This window comes from Tatumella saanichensis (genome assembly GCF_000439375.1).
Taxonomy (GTDB): Bacteria; Pseudomonadota; Gammaproteobacteria; order Enterobacterales; family Enterobacteriaceae; genus Tatumella; species Tatumella saanichensis.
On the sequence record NZ_ATMI01000013.1, the window covers coordinates 36,742 to 55,975 of the forward strand.

Here is a 19,234-nt window from a genome sequence, read left to right on the forward strand (position 1 = left end):
TTCTCACTTAATCAGTCACAGACGCTGCCGCCACTGATGGTTATTGAGTGAACCCTGTGCCGGAGGGTGGCACAGGGAACTGATAAGTTAACAATACAACCCTGAGGTACTATCAGCCGAAGATCATCATCATCCACGGATAACCGACTACCAGTAATAAGGCGAGGAAGATGGCACCGAAAATAGTGCCTAGACGCCAGTAGTCACCGGTCGGCAGATAGCCACTCCCATAGTATATCGGGCTAGGGCCAGTACCGTAAGGCGTAATAATGCCCATAATCCCGAGGGAGGTCACAGTCATCAGACAAAATACCTGCATGTTCATCCCCGGGATCGTCGCGGCAATGGTCAGCATCGCCGGTAATAGGGCAGTGGTATGCGCCGTCGAACTGGCAAACAGGTAGTGCAGCAGATAGAAGGCAACCACCAGCAGCAGCAAGGCCACACTCGGAGAGATACCGGTCATCAGCGAACCGCCTGCGTTGCCCAGCCAGCTGATAAAGCCGGTGGAAGAGAGGCCGTCAGCCAGTGCCACCAGGGTGGCAAACCAGGCAAAGGTGTTCCATGCCGCTTTATTGCCGGTAATGTCGCTCCAGTTGAGCACGCCGGTCCACAGCATTAGGGTGATCACCAGCAGGGCAGCCAGGGCTGGTTCGATCCAGCTTGCAGCGAAAATCCACATTACTAGAGCGCAGCAGACAAGGAGCAGTAACAGAATTTCGTTACGTGACAGCTTGCCCAGTTTTTCCAGTTCACGAGTGGCCCAGCGCGGAACTTCATCATTCAGTTTCACTTCCGGCGGGTAGAACAGGTAGGCCAGTAACGGCATCGCTAGGATCAGGATCACCCCTAGCGGCAGGAAGGCGATAAACCAGTTACCCCAAGAGATGGTGATACCGGTAATACTTTTGACTAAGGCCAGGGCCAGCAGATTAGGGGCTAATGCCGACAGAAACATCGAACTGGTGATACAAGCGGCACTGATCGCCACCCACATCAGGTAAGAACCGATGCGCCGGGCGCTGGGATCATTAGGTTTGGAGTCATACAGCGGAGGGAGGTTAGCGATAATCGGATAGATAGTCCCGCCGCTGCGTGCGGTATTAGAGGGTGTGAACGGAGCCAGTAGTAAGTCAGCAAAGGTAATGGCATAACCCAGCGTCAGACTGCGGCGGCCAAGGTATTTCACCAAGATCAGTGCTAGGCGGCGGCCTAACTGAGTTTTGTCGTAGCCGGCAGCGAACATAAAAGCCCCGAAGATCAGCCAGACCGTCGAGTTACCAAAACCACTGACCGCCCATTTAAAAGACTGTCCTGCCAGTTTAAATCCAGGTGCGGCTTGTTGTTCCGGGCTGAACAGTAGCCAGTGACTGCACAGGGCGATCACTACTACTCCAGTCAGGCCGATAACCGCTCCCGGCAATGGCTCGAAAATCAGGCCAATAATCACCCCGACAAACACGGCGAAGAAGTGCCAAGCGTAAGGAGGCAGCCCATCGGGCACTGGCACCAATAACAGCAGCAGCGTCACCACAATAGGCAACAGTAATAGTATCAAACGTTTCTTTTTAGCTGGGGCGGGGGGAGCACCCGCTCCCGCTGGGGTGGCAATAGGTTTCACGTTCATAGTCACTTTCTATAAGAGTTAAACATTCACGAGACGGCAGACAAATAATATGATTTCCGCTGCCGATGGCGCGATTATCACCATCGCGGCAGGATCGCAGAAAGATTATTATGTCAGACATGGTACAACATCTTTCTGAGGGGTAAACTGTTTATATGATCTGATTTATCTTTTTTTTTCGGTTGATTCGGATCAATGAAATATAATATTTGTTTAATTTTAAAATTATTTTTTTGCAATTCTTTTAGAGATCAGATACCTGCTTTATAACTTGATTTTCGCCTGCCAAAATATCTCGGCAACTTAGTGAAATAATCTGTAGTTTTATTGATTTTAAACAGCTTTTATTATTGTAAGTGCTGTTATGCACAGCAGGAGATGCCGTCACGCAACAGACTATGCAGGAAAATGCTGCGAATGATTTTTCGCTTTTCAGCGATTAATAGAGATTTAATTAATTTAAATCATAAGTTCAGCGTTAGCGATATGCTTGAATAGGGGTTCCGGGGAAGGGAATTAATAATTCTGCTCCGGAAAATCTTTAAATTACTCTGTATTAAAGCGTCCGGAGCCGATAATGACCCATCTTCATCCCCAACTATTAACGCCATTACCCCTCGCCTGTGGCACTACACTTAAAAATCGTTTAGTGATGGCCCCAATGACCACCTGTTCCGGCTTTTACGATGGCAGTGTGACCATCGAGTTGGTGGAATACTACCGCCAGCGCGCCAAGGATGCTGCTGCAGTGATTGTTGAATGTGCGTTTGTTGAAGATAACGGTCCGGCGTTTCCCGGTGCTATCGGCATTGACAGTGATTATAAAGTGGAGGGGCTGACCAAAATTGCCGACGCAGTGAAAGGACAGGGCGCTAAAGCGATTTTACAGATATACCATGGCGGTCGCATGAGTGAACCGTTGCTGATTGGCGGTCGTCAGCCGGTGGCACCCAGTGCCATTGCCATCCCCCGTGAAGGTGCAGTGACGCCACGCGCCCTGGAAAACCAGGAAGTGTACGATATGGTAGAGAAATTCGGCCAAGCGGTGCACCGAGCGATCCGAGCCGGATTTGACGGCGTGGAGATCCACGGGGCGAACACTTACCTGATCCAGCAATTCTTCTCTCCCCATGCCAACCGCCGCGAGGATGAGTGGGGCGGTGATCGAGAAAAACGTACCCGTTTCCCACTGGCAGTGCTGGATATCACTCGCCGCAAGGCACAGCAGTATGCCGCACCGGGGTTTATTATCGGTTATCGTTTCTCCCCAGAAGAGACCGAACAACCGGGTATCCGCTTTGATGACACCCTGTTTTTGCTGGATAAACTGGCCGCCAAAGGGGTGGATTATGTCCATTTCTCGATGAACCATACCCTACGCAGTTCGCTGGTGGATACGGCTGACAGTGAACCGCTGATCGATAAATTTATGCGTGGCCGTTCCACGACACTGGCCAAGGTTCCGGTGATTGGCGTGGGCAGTGTGCTCAGCGCCGCTGACGCTGGCACGGCCTTTGATCACGGCTATGATCTGGTGGCGGTAGGCAAAGGCAGTATCGCCTATTCTGACTGGGCGCGGCAGATCCTTGACGGCAATACCCTGTCACTAGCCATCGACAGCACCCGTCGGGAAGCGCTGTTGATTCCTGAGCCGTTATGGCTGTTCCCGCAGGTGGCGGCGATGATACGAGACAGCCGCTTGTCAGGCGGGAAGTTTGCCGCTGGCCTCTATTCTGAAACGATTCAGGACGAATACGGCGAGTGCTGTCTAACGGTCACTTTGGCAGAAGATCGCATTACCGATCTACAGATGGAGACGGCACAACCGGCGGATATCGAATTTACCACCCACTTTAACGTCCTGCGCGACCGGATACTGGAAGCCAACAGCCCTTATGTCGATGCCGTCACCGGGGCGACGACCCAGAGTGAAGCGGTGAAAAAAGGGGTAGCCAAAGTGCTGATGGCATCGGCCAGACAGCGCCAACAGCAGGAAGGCGCTGACAGTGCTGCGGCCCCACACTACGATGTGGTGGTGGTGGGCTGTGGCGGAGCCGGGCTGACCGCCGCCATCCAAGCCAGTGAACAGGGTGCCAGTGTGTTGATTGTCGAAAAAATGTCGGTGCCCGGCGGTAACACGCTCAAAGCCTCGGTGGGGATGAATGCGGCAGAGACCCGTTTTCAGGCGCTGAAAGGGATTAGCGACAGCAAAGAACGCTTCTATCAGGAGACCCTAAAAGGGGGACAGGGGAAAAATAATCCTATCTTGCTGCGTGAGTTTATCAACCAAGCCCCACTGGCCGTGGACTGGTTGGCGGAGCGTGGCATTGTGCTCAGCGATATCACTATCACCGGCGGTATGAGTATTGACCGTACCCACCGTCCGGCGGATGCTTCCGCGGTAGGTGGCTACCTGGTGAGCGGTTTATTGAAAAACGTCCATCAGCGCCCAGAGATTGACATTATCACCGACACCCGTGTCAGCCGTATCTGCTACCAGCAGGGTAACGTGACCGGCGTGGAACTTACTAATGAATTACAAGAAAGCCAGTCTATCCACTGTCATAGCGTGATTGTGGCTACTGGCGGATTCAGTGCCAACCCGCAAATGGTAGTCAGTTATCGTCCTGATCTGGCGGGCTTTGTTACCACTAACCACGCCGGTGCCACCGGTAGTGGCATTGCGTTACTGGAAGCCATCGGGGCCGGTACCGTGGATATGGGGGAAATCCAAATCCACCCGACCGTGGAGCAAACCACGTCCTACCTGATTTCAGAATCGGTACGGGGCGGTGGGGCGATTCTGGTCAGCCAGCAGGGTGAGCGTTTTATCAATGAAATGGAGACCCGCGATAAAGTTTCGGCGCAGATCATTGCCTTGCCAGAGAAATCCGCGTGGATTTTGTTTGATCAGCAGGTTCGCGAGCACAATAAAGCCATTGAAACCTATCTCTCTCGCGGCTTTGTGGTCAGTGGTGACAGCGTACAACAGTTGGCCGCCAAGCTGGAGATACCGGCCACCACTCTGCAACAGACCCTTGAGACGTTTAACCAGGTGGTGACACAGCAGCAGCCGGACCCGTTTGGCCGTACTACCGCATTACGTCAGCCGCTGGATCAGGGGCCATTCTATGCGATCCGCATCGCGCCGGGCGTTCACCACACCATGGGAGGCGTCACCATCAATACTGCCACCGAAGTATTGGACAAGGATAAACAGCCATTAGCGGGAGTCTTTGCCGCGGGAGAAGTGGTTGGGGGCATTCATGGCGGTAACCGCATCGGCGGTAATGCGGTGGCCGATATTGTGATCTTTGGCCGTATTGCCGGTGAGAATGCTGCCCGCCACGCCAAACAACAGGCCTAAGTTGTCGATCAGATCAGGAGGTGTGATGTCACCGCACAGCGATAAAGTGTGTTATTCGGCAGTGATGATGGGCACTCGCATTGAGTTGCACCTGTCAGAGCACCGTCCTGAACTGGCGACCGAGGTGTTCCGACGCATCAAATACATGGAAGATCTGCTGACCGTCAACCGACCACAGTCACAACTGATGTCGGTGAATCAGGCGGCAGGTAAGCATCCCGTCAGGGTATCTGCGCCGGTGTTCACGCTGATCGCCCGGGCGCACCGTGCCAGCCTAGAAGGCGGTTGCTTTAATCTCGCCATCGGTCCGCTAGTACGCTGCTGGAAAATTGGTTTCAGCGGCGACCGTGTACCGCAGGCGGAGGCTCTAGCGGCACTGTTACCCCTGACCGACCCACGAGCAATAGTCTTAAATGCTGCCGATTGCTCTGTGTTTCTGACCCGTGCTGGCATGTCCGTGGATGCTGGGGCCATCGCCAAAGGATATATGGCGGACCTAATTTGTGACTATTTGGCCTCGCAGTCTGTCACTCGCGCGATGATAAACCTGGGCGGTAATATTCGGGTGATGACACCCGCCGGAGAAAGTGGCTGGAAAGTGGGGTTACAGCGGCCCTTTGGCCGCAGCGATCAACTACTGGGGGTGATTACGACTGACAACAGTTCGGTGGTTACCTCGGGTGTCTATGAACGCTATTTTGTGGCCCAGGGAAAGCACTATCACCACATCCTTGACCCACGCAGCGGCTACCCGCTGGATAATGACCTGTTAAGTGTTACCGTGATTTCGCCATTATCCATCGATGGCGAAATCCTCAGTACTCAGTTGTATGGCATGGGGCTGGAACGGGGTTGCCTGTGGCTGACAACCCGTCCTGATATTGACGCTATCTTTGTCACCCGCGATCGGCAGGTGGTGGTACCGGCACAGCGCCGCTTCAGTTTACAGCGGCTACCGTGGCCGGAGGGGATCACTCCCGCTCAAGGGTGAATAGGGTAATTTCTCCCAGATACCCGAGACGTAGGGCAAAACCGTTCCACAGTCCTGTGCCGTTACTGACATACAGCAGCATTCTTCCCAACCGGTACTCACCGGAATAGAACCCTTGATTGGCCCGTTTAACGATTTTATCCAGTCCCGGCACCATCCCGCCGTGGGTATGGCCGGACAGTTGCAGGTCCACCCCGCGGGCTGCATTGTCACGGGCATTCACGGGGCGATGGTCCATTAGGATCACCGTATCGTCGGTGGTGACGCCCTGTAAGGCCTCATCCAGCGACGGCCCTGGCTGAGAAAAGCGCAGGGCAGCTTCATCCGTCACACCGGCCACCACGATACTTTGCTGATCACGGTAAATGCGCACCGACTGATTCATCAGCTCATGTAATCCTAACGACTCTGCTTCTTTCATCCAGCCAGCGAAATCGGCGTAATATTCATGGTTTCCGGGAATGGCATAGACACCATCTGCCGCCATTAACTTTTTCAGTGGCGCCACATCTTGCTTACGATCTGCCACTTCACCGTCAGCGATATCACCAGTGACCAAGATCAGATCGGGATGCAGGGCATTGGTATCACGGACAATGGCCGCCATCCGATCGCCACGCAGCAAGGTACTGGCATGTAAATCGGTCAGTTGCACCAGCCGATAGCCCTCAAAGGCTGCTGGCAGTTTCTGCATTTTAACGCGCACACTCCTGACTTCGGGTACTTTAATCGCCTGCCAGACGGCGTACCCTGATACGCCTACAGAAACCAGCAACAGTAGCGAATTAGTGGTGATATCTCCCCGTAGTGGATGGCCTATCAGGTAAGCGATGCCGCCAATAATGCCGTGTAAGATCAGTAATAGGGTAAACAGAATTTCCGCGCCAAAAAGCACGTTGAACAGCACCATAATGGGCCGAGGAAACTCGGGCGAAAACATATGGTTGAACACCAGCCGGTAGATCAGATGACATTCCGACACCAGCAGGGTAATCACAAACAGCACAATTCTGAGTGAGACCGGTAAGGGCAGGCAGAAAATAAAGCGCCAGCCAATCACCAGCGCCATTATCGGAGAGATAAACGGTAACACGGCGACTCCTTTATTAATTCAATCTTATAACTTTAGCAGCGCATTGAGATTCGTCATCTGTGAACAGGCCGCACACCGCCATAGTGACATGGCAATCGCTGCTGTCTCGCCCGGCATCTCTCCAAAACGCCCAGCCAGAGATGAGGTGTCGTCGGCAAGTTGTAGTCGTTGGTAAGTGGAGGCTGGCTGCCGTAAGCCGGTAGTTCTGTTGCTCACGACTGTGACAGCATCCCCCGTCATCTGCTACTAGACGCAAAATCGGGTTTGTGCAAGTCACTCACGGCTCACGATTTTTTTACCTTAAAAATTATAATTTGTAAGTGGTGATATTTCCTATATCACCGGCGAGAAAGAACCTTTATCCTGATCAGGTAAATAAAGTATACAGACGTAAATTGTTACACTAACTAGCCTGAATTATTGTGCTGGATCACTGTCTGAAGGAGTAGTCGTAACGAAATGTCTGTTTAACACTGGTGGCATTCGCATGAAAAAAAATAATGGATTCCAACTTAGCTTTCTGAATCCTAAGTATCTCTCCTTATGGCTGGGCATCGGCATTCTACGCTGTATCGTCATGCTCCCTTATCCCCTATTACTGGCACTGGGTAAACGTCTCGGTACCTGGTCACAACCTTTTCTTAAGCGACGCAAATCGATCGCTCAGCAAAATATCCGTCTTTGCTTTCCGCAGATGTGTCAGGCGGAACAGGATAAACTCGTCCGGCAAAATTTTGAGTCCCTGGGGCTTGGCTTACTGGAAACCGGTATGGCCTGGTTTTGGTCTGACAAACGTATTCGCAAATGGTTTGATGTGTCTGGACTGGAAAATCTGCAACATGCTCAGGCCGGCAAACGCGGTGTGATGTGTGTCGGGGTTCACTTTATGTCTCTGGAACTCGGTGGCCGCGTGATGGGCATTTGCCAGCCAATGATGGCCACCTATCGTCCGCACAATAACCCGTTGATGGAGTGGCTACAGACTCGAGGCCGTCTGCGTTCCAATAAAGCGATGATCGATCGCCGTGACTTACGCGGCATGGTCGGCCAGTTGAAACAGGGAGAAGCGGTGTGGTTTGCCCCCGATCAGGATTACGGTAGCAAAGGCAGCTCGTTTGTGCCCTTTTTTGGCGTCAAAAATGTGGCCACCACTAACGGTACCTATGTGTTATCCCGTTTGTCCCGCGCCGCTCTGTTGACCATCACTCTGGTGCGCAAAGCGGACGGTACAGGGTACCAGCTACATATCGAAGCGCCGTTACAGGACTTCCCGGCCAGCGAAATTCAGGCCGCGGAATATATGAATCAGGTGATCGAAAAAGAGATCATGCGCGCACCAGAGCAGTATATGTGGGTACATCGCCGCTTTAAAACCCGTCCGATGGGTGAGGCACCGTTGTATACCTAATCGCGTTCCTGTGTACTGATCCCCACTAAAGCCGGCTGATACAGCCGGTTTTTTTTGTCCTGAAGATCCGTTTCCCTGCATACCGGTTGCACCCGGAACATGCTACTGTCATTGGCGACAAGTGGCCGGAGTGTGACCGGTTGAGTACAACAGGGTGTTCAGGGGGCAATATGACCGGCAAAGTCTGTGTAGTAGGATCGTTTAACCTCGATGTTGTGGCCCGTGTTTCCCGTTTTCCGGCTCCCGGTGAGTCATTGATCGCCACCGGCAGTTCATTTGGCGCGGGAGGAAAGGGGGCTAATCAGGCGCTGGCAGCGGCTTGTGCCGGAGCGGAGGTACATTTTGTCACCAAATTGGGGACCGATACCTACAGTGACTTTGCCCGCAGACATCTGCAGGCTTCGCCGATCCATTCGCTGTCCCTTCTACAGTCAGCGGATCAGCCTACCGGCAATGCGGTGATTTATGTGGCGGAGTCGACAGGTGAAAATACCGTGGCGGTGTTCCCTGGTGCCAACAATACACTGACCCGTGAAGAGATCGATGCTCTGCTACCGGTATTGAATAGCGCCGACATTTTGCTGCTTCAACTGGAAAACAATCTGGATGCACTGCTCCACGCCATCATGCTCGCCAAGCAGGCTGGGCTGACAGTGGTGCTTAACCCAGCGCCGTATTCGCCAGCGATCAGCGAGTGGCTGCCGAAGGTAGATATCCTGACGCCGAATCAGTCTGAAGCCTCACAACTGGCGGGTGTCACCATTACCGATACAGACAGCGCAGCAGCGGCTGCTCGCAAAATCGCAGCTTTGGGGGTTCCCCAGGTGATTATTACCCTAGGTGCCCAAGGGGCTGTCCTCTACGACGGCGAACAGGTTCAGATCCTACCTGCTTTTACGGCTCAGGTCGTGGATACGACCGGGGCTGGGGATGCCTTTAATGGGGCGCTGGTGGCGGCTTTAGCCCGAGGTGAGACGCTCTCTCGAGCCGCCACCTTTGCCGCAGCCTATGCATCGTTGGCGGTCGAACGGATGGGGGCGGCATCCATGCCAGATTACAACGAAGCCTTGCAGCGCCTCACAGAATCAGAATAAACCCAGCCTAGTGACGCGGACTTTAACGCCCGGTACCGCTATGCTAAAAGGCTAATCATCTGCATTGCGGGAGAGCAACATGTTACGTTTAGCCGTGGTCGGCACCCATTGGATCACCGACAGTTTTGTCAGCGCCGCCTTAGAGAGCGGGCGTTATCAGCTCAGTGCGGTCTATTCCCGCCAGTTGGCACAGGCACAGGCGTTTGCGGAAAAATACGGACAGCCGCAACTGTTCACCGATCTGACGGCGATGGCCGCGAGCGATGTGCTGGATGTGGTGTATATCGCCAGCCCGAACTCACTGCACTGTGAACAAAGCTGCCTGTTTATGCGCCACGGTAAACATGTGATCTGTGAAAAACCGCTGGCGTCTGACGCCGTTCAGGCGGAGAAGATGGTGGCTTGCGCCCGTCAGCATCAGGTGGTCTTATCCGAAGCGTTTAAAACCCCGACCCTGCCTAACTTTGCGGTATTGCGTGACGCCCTGAGCCGCACTGGCCGGTTACGCAAAGCCTTTCTGCATTATTGCCAATACTCCTCCCGCTATCAGCGTTACTTGGATGGCGAAAACCCAAATACCTTTAATCCCGCTTTCTCGAATGGCTCAGTGATGGACATTGGTTTTTATCCGCTGGCCACCGCTGTGGCGTTATGGGGCCAACCACATTCTGTGAAAGCGGTAGCCAGCCTGTTAGACAGCGGGGTAGATGCGCACGGTACAGTGCTGCTCGACTACGGTGATTTTGATGTCACAATTCAGCATTCCAAGGTCAGTGATTCCGTGTTGCCCAGCGAAATTCAGGGCGAGGCAGGTTCACTGGTGATTGATAAACTGTCGGATTGTGGTCGGGTTCGCTGGTACCCACGCGGCGGCAATGAATGTGATCTGAGTGTATCGCAGCCGCAGCACCCGTTACGGGCGGAAGTCGAGGTTTTTGCTGAGCGAATACAGCAGCGGCAGATCGAGCATCCGGGCCTTGAGGTCAGCCTGATCACCGCTCGCTTACTGACTGAAATCCGCCGTCAGACCGGGGTCCATTTCCCCTCTGATCCTACGGCAGAATAAGTGTGGCCTCTGCTTGTTCAGCAGCAGAGGTTAGATTTCAAAATCATACAACACATCACTGTGGCTGCCACTGTCCCGTACCGTCGCTTTCAGTTCTTCAACCGACAGATTCGGGTTGCACAGCATCATAAACTGCCACAGATATTCTCGCTGTAATTGCCCGCGTTTTACCGCCAACCAGACCGTGTTGGCGGAGAACAGATGACTCACGTCCAGCGCCACCACTTCATTATCGTCAGCAATCACGGCCGTTTCGGCGACGATACCAATGCCCATCCCTAGCCGTACGTAGGTTTTGACCACATCAGAATCCTGCGCACTGAGCACGATATCGGCCTGTAAACCGGCACTCTCAAACGCTTGGTCGATGGCTGAACGTCCGGTCATACCGCTACGGTAAGTGATCAACGGCCAAGCGGCCAGATGTTCCAGGGTGATGTCCTGTAAATCGGCCAGCGGATGATCAACCGGTACCAGCACTTTGTGATTCCATTTAAACCACGGTACCGCCCGCAGGGTGTCACTTTGCGACAGCACTTCTGAGGCGATACCTAAATCCGCACTGCCACTGCTGACCATATTGCGGATCTCATCAGGGGTACCCTGATTGAGTACTAGCCGGATATTGGGATAATGTTCGCGGAACACTTTAATAATGGCAGGCAGGGTATAGCGGGCCTGAGTATGCGTAGTGGCAATCGTCAGAATACCGTCTTGTTGACTGGTAAACAGTTCACCTAAGCGCTTGGCTTTACCGGCGTCATCGAGGATCCGGCGGGCAATCGCCAGCATCTCTTTACCCGGACCGGTCAGTCCCAGCATCCTTTTACCATGACGAATAAACAGTTCGACTCCCAGCTCCTCCTCCAGCTCGCGGATATGGCGGCTGATCCCGGACTGAGAGGTGTAGAGTTTTTTCGCCACTTCAGTCAGATTGAACTGGCTCCTGGCAGCCTCTCTGATAATTCTTAGTTGCTGGAAGTTCATAGTATTCACTTATATTGCACAGAAGATATCCTGCTAAAATAAGAAAAAAAGGACAATTGAGTAAATAATTAAAAGATCCCTGATATTACGGAATGATATATAACGCTTATGATTAACGTCTTACAGAGTTTTATGCCCTAGAATCGGGGCACTCCCTGCTGTGGACTAAAAAAAGATAGAATAATCAGTATCTCTGACAGTTAGTTTTTTTCCAGGAAAGATATTGCAGTTTTGTTATTTTAACTCGTAAAAACCGCAGCCCTATTATGGCATCACAATGTGATGAATAATAATTAAGAGGCGATGCATGAAAGGGGTGAATGTAGGGCGGTTTAAACTCTCGCTGCTGGTGGCAGGCATGTTGGCATCAATACCCGTATGGGCTGCACAGCAGCCGGTTCACGGCGGCACACTGATCTATTTAGAGCAGCAAGCACACACTAACCTGTATCCTCCCGCGGGAGGCTTCTACCCTAATGGCGGGATCCTCAATCAGATCACGGATAAGCTGACGTGGCAGAACCCGAAAACCCTGAAGATTGAACCTTGGATTGCCCAAAGCTGGACCAGCAATCCGGAAAAAACTGAATGGACGTTTAAGTTGCGCCCCGGTGTGACTTTTTCCGATGGTACGCCATTGGATGCGTCGGCGGTGGCAAAAAACTTTGATACTTACGGGTTAGGAAATAAAGACAAACACCTGCCGGTATCCGAAGTGATTAATAATTATGACCACAGTGAAGTGATTGATCCGCTAACAGTGAAGTTTTATTTCAAAAAACCGGCCCCCGGATTTTTACAGGGTACCTCAACCATAGGATCTGGGCTGGTCTCATTATCGACGCTGAATAAAGACTTCGAACAGTGGGGGAATGCCCGCAATATTATCGGTTCTGGACCTTTTGTGGTCAGCGGGGAAACCCTTGGTCATGAAGTCGATTTAGTCGCTAGGAAGGATTATCACTGGGGACCGGTCGGAGAAAGCCATCAGGGACCCGCCTACCTGCAAGGGGTTAAAGTTCTGGTGACACCTGAAGATGGTGTCCGTATCGGGGCACTATTAGCGGGGCAAGCTGACTTTATTCGCCAAGTGCAGGCCTATGATGAAAAGCGTGTCGAAGCACAGCATTTCACGGTGTATGCCGAAGCGACTCGGGGCGTGAATGACAGCCTCAGTTTCCGTCCTGATAACCCGATTGTTGCTGATATTCGGGTTCGCAAAGCCTTATCGCTGGCTACCAACCGTCAGCAGATTGTCGACACCCTGTTCTCTGCCAATTATCCGGCAGCGACATCAGTATTGGCGGCTACCGCATTGGGTTACATCCCCCTACAGGGGCTGTTGCAGTATGACCCGAAACAGGCAGAAAAATTGCTGGATGAAGCCGGCTGGAAGACCGGCAGTGATGGTATTCGTCAGAAACAAGGTATTCCGTTATCACTGAGCGTCTATATTTCGCCGCCACAACCTCAGAATAAAGAGGTACTGCAACTGATCGCCCGTCAATGGCGAGCCATTGGTGTCATTCTTAATGTACGTCCAGCAGATTCTGGGACCGCAGCCCTAAACCGCCTTGACCCCGTAAAAGCGCCGCTAATGGTCTCTGAAGTGGGCCGTGCTGATCCGGATGTGGTTAAGAGTATGTTCTATCCGGCTAACCGTGATGCCCTACTGCAGAAAGGCGGGCTGAGCAGTAAAGTGAAATCGTTCCGTGACGATAAGCTCAACACTCTGTTGTATCAAATTTCCATCGAAACGGATAACACGAAACGCCTAAAACTGACCGGCGATGCACAACGTTATTTGCTGCAACAGGCCTACGTGATCCCTATCTTTGAAGAGCCGCAGGTCTATGCCGGTGCGCCGTGGTTGAAGGGGATCAGTTTTGAAGCGGTAGGGCGTCCTTCTTTTTATGACGCCTGGCTCGAAAAGCACTGATAGGAGGAAGACCAATGGGACGCTATATCCTCAAACGCCTCGGGCAAGGGATCCTGGTGCTGTGGGCAGCATGGACCCTCTCTTTTATTTTGCTACAACTGTTGCCAGGGGATGCCATTATGATCAAGTTTCTCGACCCGTCACTGGGGTTGAGTGCCGATCAAATTGCGCAGATGCGTAAGGTGTATGGGGAAGGCGTTCCAGTTTGGCAGCAATATGTTACTGCACTGAGTGCAGTGTTACACGGGGATCTCGGTTACTCGGTACAACTGGGCGTACCGGTCACCGAAGTCCTGTCGACCAATTTTCCACAGACACTGAAACTGATTATTCCTGGCTTTCTGTTGGCACTTGTCATCGGTCCGGGTTTAGCGATCTTGGCCTGGTTACCGGGTTTGAAAAGTCTTCGTCATCTGCTGTTATCGTTGCCGTCATTATTAGTCTCTCTACCGGTGTTCTGGCTGGGGATCGTACTGATCCAGATTTTCTCTTTTCATTTGCACTGGGTTTCGGTGATCAATCCCTCCCCGATAGGGGGCATGATCCTGCCAGTGATCACGCTGGCACTGCCGATCGCCGCCCCGCTGGCGCAGATCTTTATGCGCAGTATTGATCAAGTGATCACTCAGCCGTTTGTGGCAGCCGCCCGTGCCCGCGGCCTGAGCCAAAAACGGGTGCTGTTCCGCCATGTCCTGCGTAATGCCAGCCTACCGCTGCTAACAGTGGCGGGGTTACTGCTCGGGGAGTTGATTGCGGGAGCATTAGTGACTGAAACGGTGTTCGGCCTGAACGGCCTGGGGCAGGTGACACAGCAAGCGGTGGATGCGCAGGATGTCAATGTGTTGCAAGCGGTGGTGATGATCTCTGCGCTAGCCTATGTGGTGATTAACTTACTGGCGGACTTGGTGACGCCGTTACTGGATCCGCGCCTAAATATTCTCAGCGGAGGTGTACGATGAGTCTCACCGATACTCTGCGTTTGTCTTCCCGTGCTCCTAAAATAAAGACGAGGTCGTTACGATTTCGTTTCGGACTGTGGTTGGCCTGGACACTGATCATTGGGGTGGTTATCGCGGCGCTCTTTCCACAGTGGTTTACCCATTATGATCCTTATAACGGTGTGGCAGGCACTCAGCTAACGGCTCCCGATCGCTTGCACTGGTTAGGTACCGATCAACTGGGCCGAGATCTCTACAGCCGAATGATTTATGGTTCCCGCTGGTCGCTATCTGCCGCCAGTGCCGCGGTAGCGGTCGGACTGGTGCTCGGGTCGCTGACCGGAATGCTGGCGGCCTTTGCCGGAGGCGTGGCAGAAAGCGTAACCATGCGTGTGGCCGATGTCTTGCTCTCTATACCGGCGCTGTTACTGTCTCTGAGCATTATCATCCTGCTGGGAGTTGGTAATATACATGCCGCACTGGCGGTGGGGTGTGCTTCAGTAGCGCACTTTGCGCGCCTGGCCCGGGCAGAAGTTCTGCGTATCCGCCAGCAAGATTATATCGAAGCGGCGTTTGGCAGTGGTGGACGCTTTTTCCCCGTGTTTTTTCGTCATGTATTGCCGAACGCCCTCCCCACGCTGCTGGCTTTCTCGGCATTGCAGTTTGGTCAGGCCATCCTCGCGCTGTCGACCCTCAGTTTTCTCGGTTTTGGCAGCCCACCTCCCATTCCAGAGTGGGGACTACTGATTTCTGAAGGACGTAATTATCTGGCTACCGCCTGGTGGCTCACCGTATTTCCGGGTCTGCTGGTGATTGCCGTGGTGCTGGCGACTCACCGTATCAGCCGTGCTTTTTCAGGAGAACGCCGATGACAACTTCACACTTACCGGTACTCCAGGCTGATAACCTGACCCTCAGTTATCAGGATCACGACGGCTGGCGTGAGACGGTTCATCAGGTCAGTTTCAGTTTAGCGGCCGGAGAGATGCTGGCAGTGGTTGGCGAATCTGGCTCGGGTAAAACCACCACCGCTCAAGCAATATTGGGATTGCTGCCGGAAAATGGTCGTCGTACGGCGGGACGTATTTTGTTTCAGGGGGAGGAGATCAGCCAGTGGTCCTCCCGTCGTCTCGACAGTTTACGGGGTAGGCATATCAGTTTGATCCCACAGGACCCGGGTAACTCACTCAATCCGTTGAAAACTATCGGCGATCAAATCGGTGAAGTCCTGAAACTCGCACAGCGTGGCGTCTCCCGCCAGCAACGTCAGCAGCAGGTGACCGCGCTATTGGAACGGGTCGGCCTCAGCTATCCACAGCAACGCTTTTACCAGTACCCTCATCAACTGTCAGGCGGCATGAAACAACGGGTACTGATTGCGATAGCCATTGCCCTTAAACCGGCACTGATCATTGCGGATGAGCCGACCAGTGCCCTGGATGTCACCGTGCAAAAACACATCATGACGTTGATCGATGAGTTACGTCATGAATATGGCACTGCCGTGTTGTTTGTCACCCATGACCTGGCCTTGGCGGCCCAGCATGCGGATCGGTTGGCCGTTTTTCGCGACGGTAAATTGTTGGAGCAAGGGGATACCGCAACTGTTCTTCATCAGCCTCAACATCCTTACACCCTGAGGTTGCTCGAAGATGTGTCACAAAATTATCAGCCTAGTACGCCTCTGCAAGCGACGGTGAGCCATGCGGCACCGGTGATCCGCGTACAGGGCGTGTCTAAGCAGTTCGTCCTCAACCGACAACAAAAGATGCAGGCTTTGGATAATATTTCCCTGACGGTCGAGCGTGGCACCACCCACGCACTGGTCGGAGAGTCAGGTTCAGGCAAAACCACCTTGGCACGGATCCTATTGGGATTTGAACGTGCCGATGCCGGTATCCTTGAGATCAGCGGTCAATCGGTGGCAGGTTATTCCGCGGCACAGTGGCGGACCTTGCGGCAGAAAATTCAATTTGTTTACCAGAATCCGTTCTCCTCCCTGGATCCGCATCAGACCTTGTTCGCGGCCATTGAGGAGCCGTTACTTAATTTTGAGCCGCTGAGCCGTGAACAGCGTCGGGAAAAAGTGCTGGCAGTGGCCCAGCAGGTGGCTCTGGACCCGGCATTATTGGGTCGCCGTCCGCAACAGTTGTCAGGTGGTCAACGCCAGCGGGTGGCGATTGCCCGAGCGCTGATACTGCAACCGGACATTCTGGTCTTGGATGAGGCGACCTCCGCGCTGGATGTGACTGTCCAGTCACAAATCCTCAACCTATTACAGGAACTGCAACAGCGGTTATCGTTGACCTATCTGTTTATTACCCATGACCTGCAGGTGGTGCGCCGTATTGCCCATCAGGTCACTGTATTACGTGGCGGAAAAAAGATAGAGCAGGGCGATACCGAACGGCTGTTTGCCGATCCGCAGCATGAGTACACGCAGCAATTGATTGCTGCGATCCCGTCATTTCAACGCCGTCAGGAGGTCCGCGCATGACGAAAAAACGACTCGGATTTTTCACCCGTTTACTGGATAACGTGTCAGCCGCAGAGCGCTATCGGTTGGCAACTGAACAGATACAGCACGCAGAAGCCCTAGGCTTTGACAGTGCCTGGGTGGCACAGCATCACTTTCACGAGAAAGAGGGCGGCTTACCGTCGCCACTGGTGTTTCTCGCCCATGTGGGTGCCCGCACCCGACATATCCGTCTGGGTACCGCGATCATTACACTGCCGATGGAAAATGCCGTTCGTGTGGCGGAGGATGCGGCTGTCGTCGATCTGCTGACCGACGGTCGTTTGGAACTGGGGCTGGGGTCCGGCGGCACGCCGTCGTCGTTTGATACCTTCGGACTGACTTTTGCGCAGCGAGGGGAGGCGTTCGCCCGCAACCTGTCTGTGCTGCAACAAGCCTGGCAGGGCGAGACATTGCAACAGACGGAAAATCGTCTCTATCCGGCTGCCGACGCGCTGAACAACAAAATTTGGATAGCCACCTTTTCTGCCCAAGGCGCCAGACTGGCCGGTCAAGCCGGGCATGGGCTGATGCTGTCCCGTACCCAGCCGCGTCCGGAAGGTGGCGCACATTTACCGCTGGATGCAATCCAAAACCCGATCATTGATGCGTATCTGGAGGCACTACCCGCGGGTGTTGCCCCACGTATTCTCGCCTCACGGACTGCATTTGTCGCGGATGACCGGCAATATGCCCGTCATGTGGCGCTGCCTGGATTGACTGCTCAAGCAAATGCTTACCGTCAGGCAGGGCACCAGCTCCGCGGTGAGACACTGGATGATTTTATCGGACAGTTTGATGCCCATATTGGTGATCCGACAGAGGTACTGGCATCGCTGCAACGTGACAGTTCGTTATCCCGAGTCACTGATATTTCATTTCAGGTCCACTCCGTTGAGCCTGCCCATCAGGATGTGCTGCGTTCTCTGACGCTGCTGTCCCGTTATATTGCCCCTGAGCTGCGCAGTCACGCAGCACTCCCTCAGCCTGAGAGGTCTTTATGAGCCATGTTGATGATCTGATCCAGTCTCTGGCAGCAATCCCTGCCGATTCAGAGCTGGCGGAGAGCCGTCAGTTTCGCAGTGCTGCCACCGAACATACCCAGGGCAGTTATCAAGCGCTGTTCGCTGCTGGTAGCGAGCACTTTCCGATAGCAACCCGTGCGGCCATCGCCGCACAAGTGGCGGAATGGCATCAGGCCGATAATCTGTTACAGCATTACCGTGAGCTGGCTGGGCAGGTGATCACCACCCCGTCATTGACCGAAGCGCTGGCGTTTGCCAAACGGCTCACCTTTGAACCGGTGACGGCTTCACCGCACCATATCCAGGCCTTGCAGCAGGCAGGGTGGAGCGATGACGATATCGTCACGTTGGCGCAAGTGATTGCCTATGTCAGTTTTCAGAGCCGGTTGGTGCATGGCTTTTCGCTGTTGGCAGAATCACCTTCCGCCAGCACGCCGCAAAGTGAGACGCCTCCGGAGGTCAATGCCGGGCGCTGGCATACCCAACCCCGCACGGCGAGTGGTCAGCAAGCGCCTCAAGCTTTTACCCGTAAAGAATTGGGTTGGGAGCCCTGGCTCGCCCCTAAACCGTTTGCCGACTTTAGTGCCGCCCAGCAGGAAGTGTTAGTGCGCTTTGGTCATCAGAATTCAGAGTATTTTCGCCTCTTGGGGCGTGACCAGCCGGTACTGGAACAGCGCACTCTCACCGATAAAGGGATCTTTTATACACCGGGAGGGCTGAACCGCGCTGAGCGCGAACTGGCGGCGACCGTAGCCAGCAAAGTCAATGGCTGCATTTATTGCGCCTCGGTCCATGCCCGCAAGGCCAGCCAGTTGTCAAAGCAGCCGGAAGAGATTGCCTTGTTATTACAGGTCCAACCGGGATACCCGCTCTCTGCTGGGCAGTCTGAGCGTTGGCAGGCGGAAATCGAAGCGGTGGCGGCACTCTCCTTGACACCACCTCGTCTGACTCATGCGCACCTGCAGCGGTTACGGGAACTGTCTCTGACCACGTTGGAAATCACTGATCTTCTACAGTCTGCGGCCTTTTTTGCTTGGGCAAACCGGCTGATGCTGACTCTGGGAGAGCCTTTTATTCCACATTCCGAGGCTGCCAGTAGCGACGAAAAACGCACGGTCGCCTGATTGGTGCCGGGAGCCGGGGTGTCTCCCGGCGCCATTTTTTGGATTAGCAGTTTCCCGCCG

Annotated in this window: 15 protein-coding genes; 11 read left to right on the plus strand and 4 right to left on the minus strand. The window is 53.7% G+C overall.

Features of this window, described 5'->3' with window-relative positions:
* Nucleotides 1-112: 112 nt before the first annotated feature.
* Nucleotides 113-1,627 (minus strand): anion permease, encoded by a 1,515-nt coding sequence (locus tag DW47_RS0106645; RefSeq protein WP_029685617.1) that lies wholly within the window; start codon nucleotides 1,625-1,627, stop codon nucleotides 113-115.
* Nucleotides 1,628-2,204: 577 nt separating this feature from the next.
* Between DW47_RS0106645 and DW47_RS0106650 the strand changes: the two genes are divergently transcribed.
* Complete coding sequence (locus DW47_RS0106650; protein WP_029685618.1) at nucleotides 2,205-4,994, plus strand: flavocytochrome c; 2,790 nt, start codon at nucleotides 2,205-2,207, stop codon at nucleotides 4,992-4,994.
* Between the two features lie 25 nt (nucleotides 4,995-5,019).
* On the plus strand, nucleotides 5,020-5,985 hold the full coding sequence (locus tag DW47_RS0106655) for an FAD:protein FMN transferase (protein ID WP_051150848.1): 966 nt from the start codon (nucleotides 5,020-5,022) through the stop codon (nucleotides 5,983-5,985).
* Here the strand turns inward: DW47_RS0106655 and DW47_RS0106660 are convergent.
* Complete coding sequence (locus DW47_RS0106660; protein WP_152473141.1) at nucleotides 5,966-7,078, minus strand: metallophosphoesterase; 1,113 nt, start codon at nucleotides 7,076-7,078, stop codon at nucleotides 5,966-5,968. The genes DW47_RS0106655 and DW47_RS0106660 overlap by 20 nt on opposite strands.
* A gap of 24 nt (nucleotides 7,079-7,102) precedes the next feature.
* The gene (locus DW47_RS17340; RefSeq protein ID WP_152473142.1) at nucleotides 7,103-7,294 is read right to left on the minus strand and encodes a hypothetical protein; all 192 of its coding nucleotides are present in this window, start codon (nucleotides 7,292-7,294) and stop codon (nucleotides 7,103-7,105) included.
* A gap of 271 nt (nucleotides 7,295-7,565) precedes the next feature.
* On the opposite strand from DW47_RS17340, the gene lpxP reads away from it, so the two are divergent.
* The 3 genes from lpxP (at nucleotide 7,566) to DW47_RS0106675 (ending at nucleotide 10,646) form a co-directional block, all read left to right on the plus strand.
* Complete coding sequence (gene lpxP / locus DW47_RS0106665) at nucleotides 7,566-8,486, plus strand: kdo(2)-lipid IV(A) palmitoleoyltransferase (RefSeq protein ID WP_029685622.1); 921 nt, start codon at nucleotides 7,566-7,568, stop codon at nucleotides 8,484-8,486.
* A 170-nt stretch (nucleotides 8,487-8,656) separates the two neighbouring features.
* Nucleotides 8,657-9,580, plus strand: coding sequence for a ribokinase (gene rbsK, locus DW47_RS0106670; protein WP_051150849.1), 924 nt, complete (start codon nucleotides 8,657-8,659; stop codon nucleotides 9,578-9,580).
* Nucleotides 9,581-9,659: 79 nt separating this feature from the next.
* Nucleotides 9,660-10,646 carry a Gfo/Idh/MocA family protein gene (locus tag DW47_RS0106675; RefSeq protein ID WP_029685624.1) on the plus strand — a complete coding sequence of 329 codons (987 nt, stop codon included), beginning with the start codon at nucleotides 9,660-9,662 and terminating at the stop codon, nucleotides 10,644-10,646.
* Between the two features lie 30 nt (nucleotides 10,647-10,676).
* Here the strand turns inward: DW47_RS0106675 and cbl are convergent, their stop codons facing one another.
* Nucleotides 10,677-11,633: an HTH-type transcriptional regulator Cbl gene (cbl, locus tag DW47_RS0106680; protein ID WP_029685626.1), complete on the minus strand. Its 957-nt coding sequence runs from the start codon at nucleotides 11,631-11,633 to the stop codon at nucleotides 10,677-10,679.
* Between the two features lie 307 nt (nucleotides 11,634-11,940).
* Here cbl and DW47_RS0106685 point away from each other — a divergent pair, with 307 nt between their 5' ends.
* Genes DW47_RS0106685 through DW47_RS0106710 form a run of 6 tightly spaced genes read left to right on the plus strand, consistent with a single transcriptional unit; the run spans nucleotide 11,941 to nucleotide 19,174 of the window.
* Nucleotides 11,941-13,572 carry a TIGR04028 family ABC transporter substrate-binding protein gene (locus DW47_RS0106685; RefSeq protein ID WP_029685627.1) on the plus strand — a complete coding sequence of 544 codons (1,632 nt, stop codon included), beginning with the start codon at nucleotides 11,941-11,943 and terminating at the stop codon, nucleotides 13,570-13,572.
* Between the two features lie 14 nt (nucleotides 13,573-13,586).
* On the plus strand, nucleotides 13,587-14,531 hold the full coding sequence (locus DW47_RS0106690) for an ABC transporter permease (protein WP_029685628.1): 945 nt from the start codon (nucleotides 13,587-13,589) through the stop codon (nucleotides 14,529-14,531).
* Nucleotides 14,528-15,382: an ABC transporter permease gene (locus DW47_RS0106695; protein ID WP_029685629.1), complete on the plus strand. Its 855-nt coding sequence runs from the start codon at nucleotides 14,528-14,530 to the stop codon at nucleotides 15,380-15,382. The genes DW47_RS0106690 and DW47_RS0106695 overlap by 4 nt, the downstream gene beginning before the upstream one ends.
* Complete coding sequence (locus DW47_RS0106700; protein WP_029685630.1) at nucleotides 15,379-17,007, plus strand: dipeptide ABC transporter ATP-binding protein; 1,629 nt, start codon at nucleotides 15,379-15,381, stop codon at nucleotides 17,005-17,007. Before DW47_RS0106695 ends, DW47_RS0106700 begins: the two co-directional genes overlap by 4 nt.
* Nucleotides 17,004-18,029 (plus strand): putative FMN-dependent luciferase-like monooxygenase, encoded by a 1,026-nt coding sequence (locus DW47_RS0106705; protein WP_029685631.1) that lies wholly within the window; start codon nucleotides 17,004-17,006, stop codon nucleotides 18,027-18,029. The genes DW47_RS0106700 and DW47_RS0106705 overlap by 4 nt, the downstream gene beginning before the upstream one ends.
* On the plus strand, nucleotides 18,026-19,174 hold the full coding sequence (locus DW47_RS0106710; RefSeq protein WP_051150850.1) for an alkylhydroperoxidase domain protein: 1,149 nt from the start codon (nucleotides 18,026-18,028) through the stop codon (nucleotides 19,172-19,174). Before DW47_RS0106705 ends, DW47_RS0106710 begins: the two co-directional genes overlap by 4 nt.
* Nucleotides 19,175-19,234: the final 60 nt, after the last annotated feature.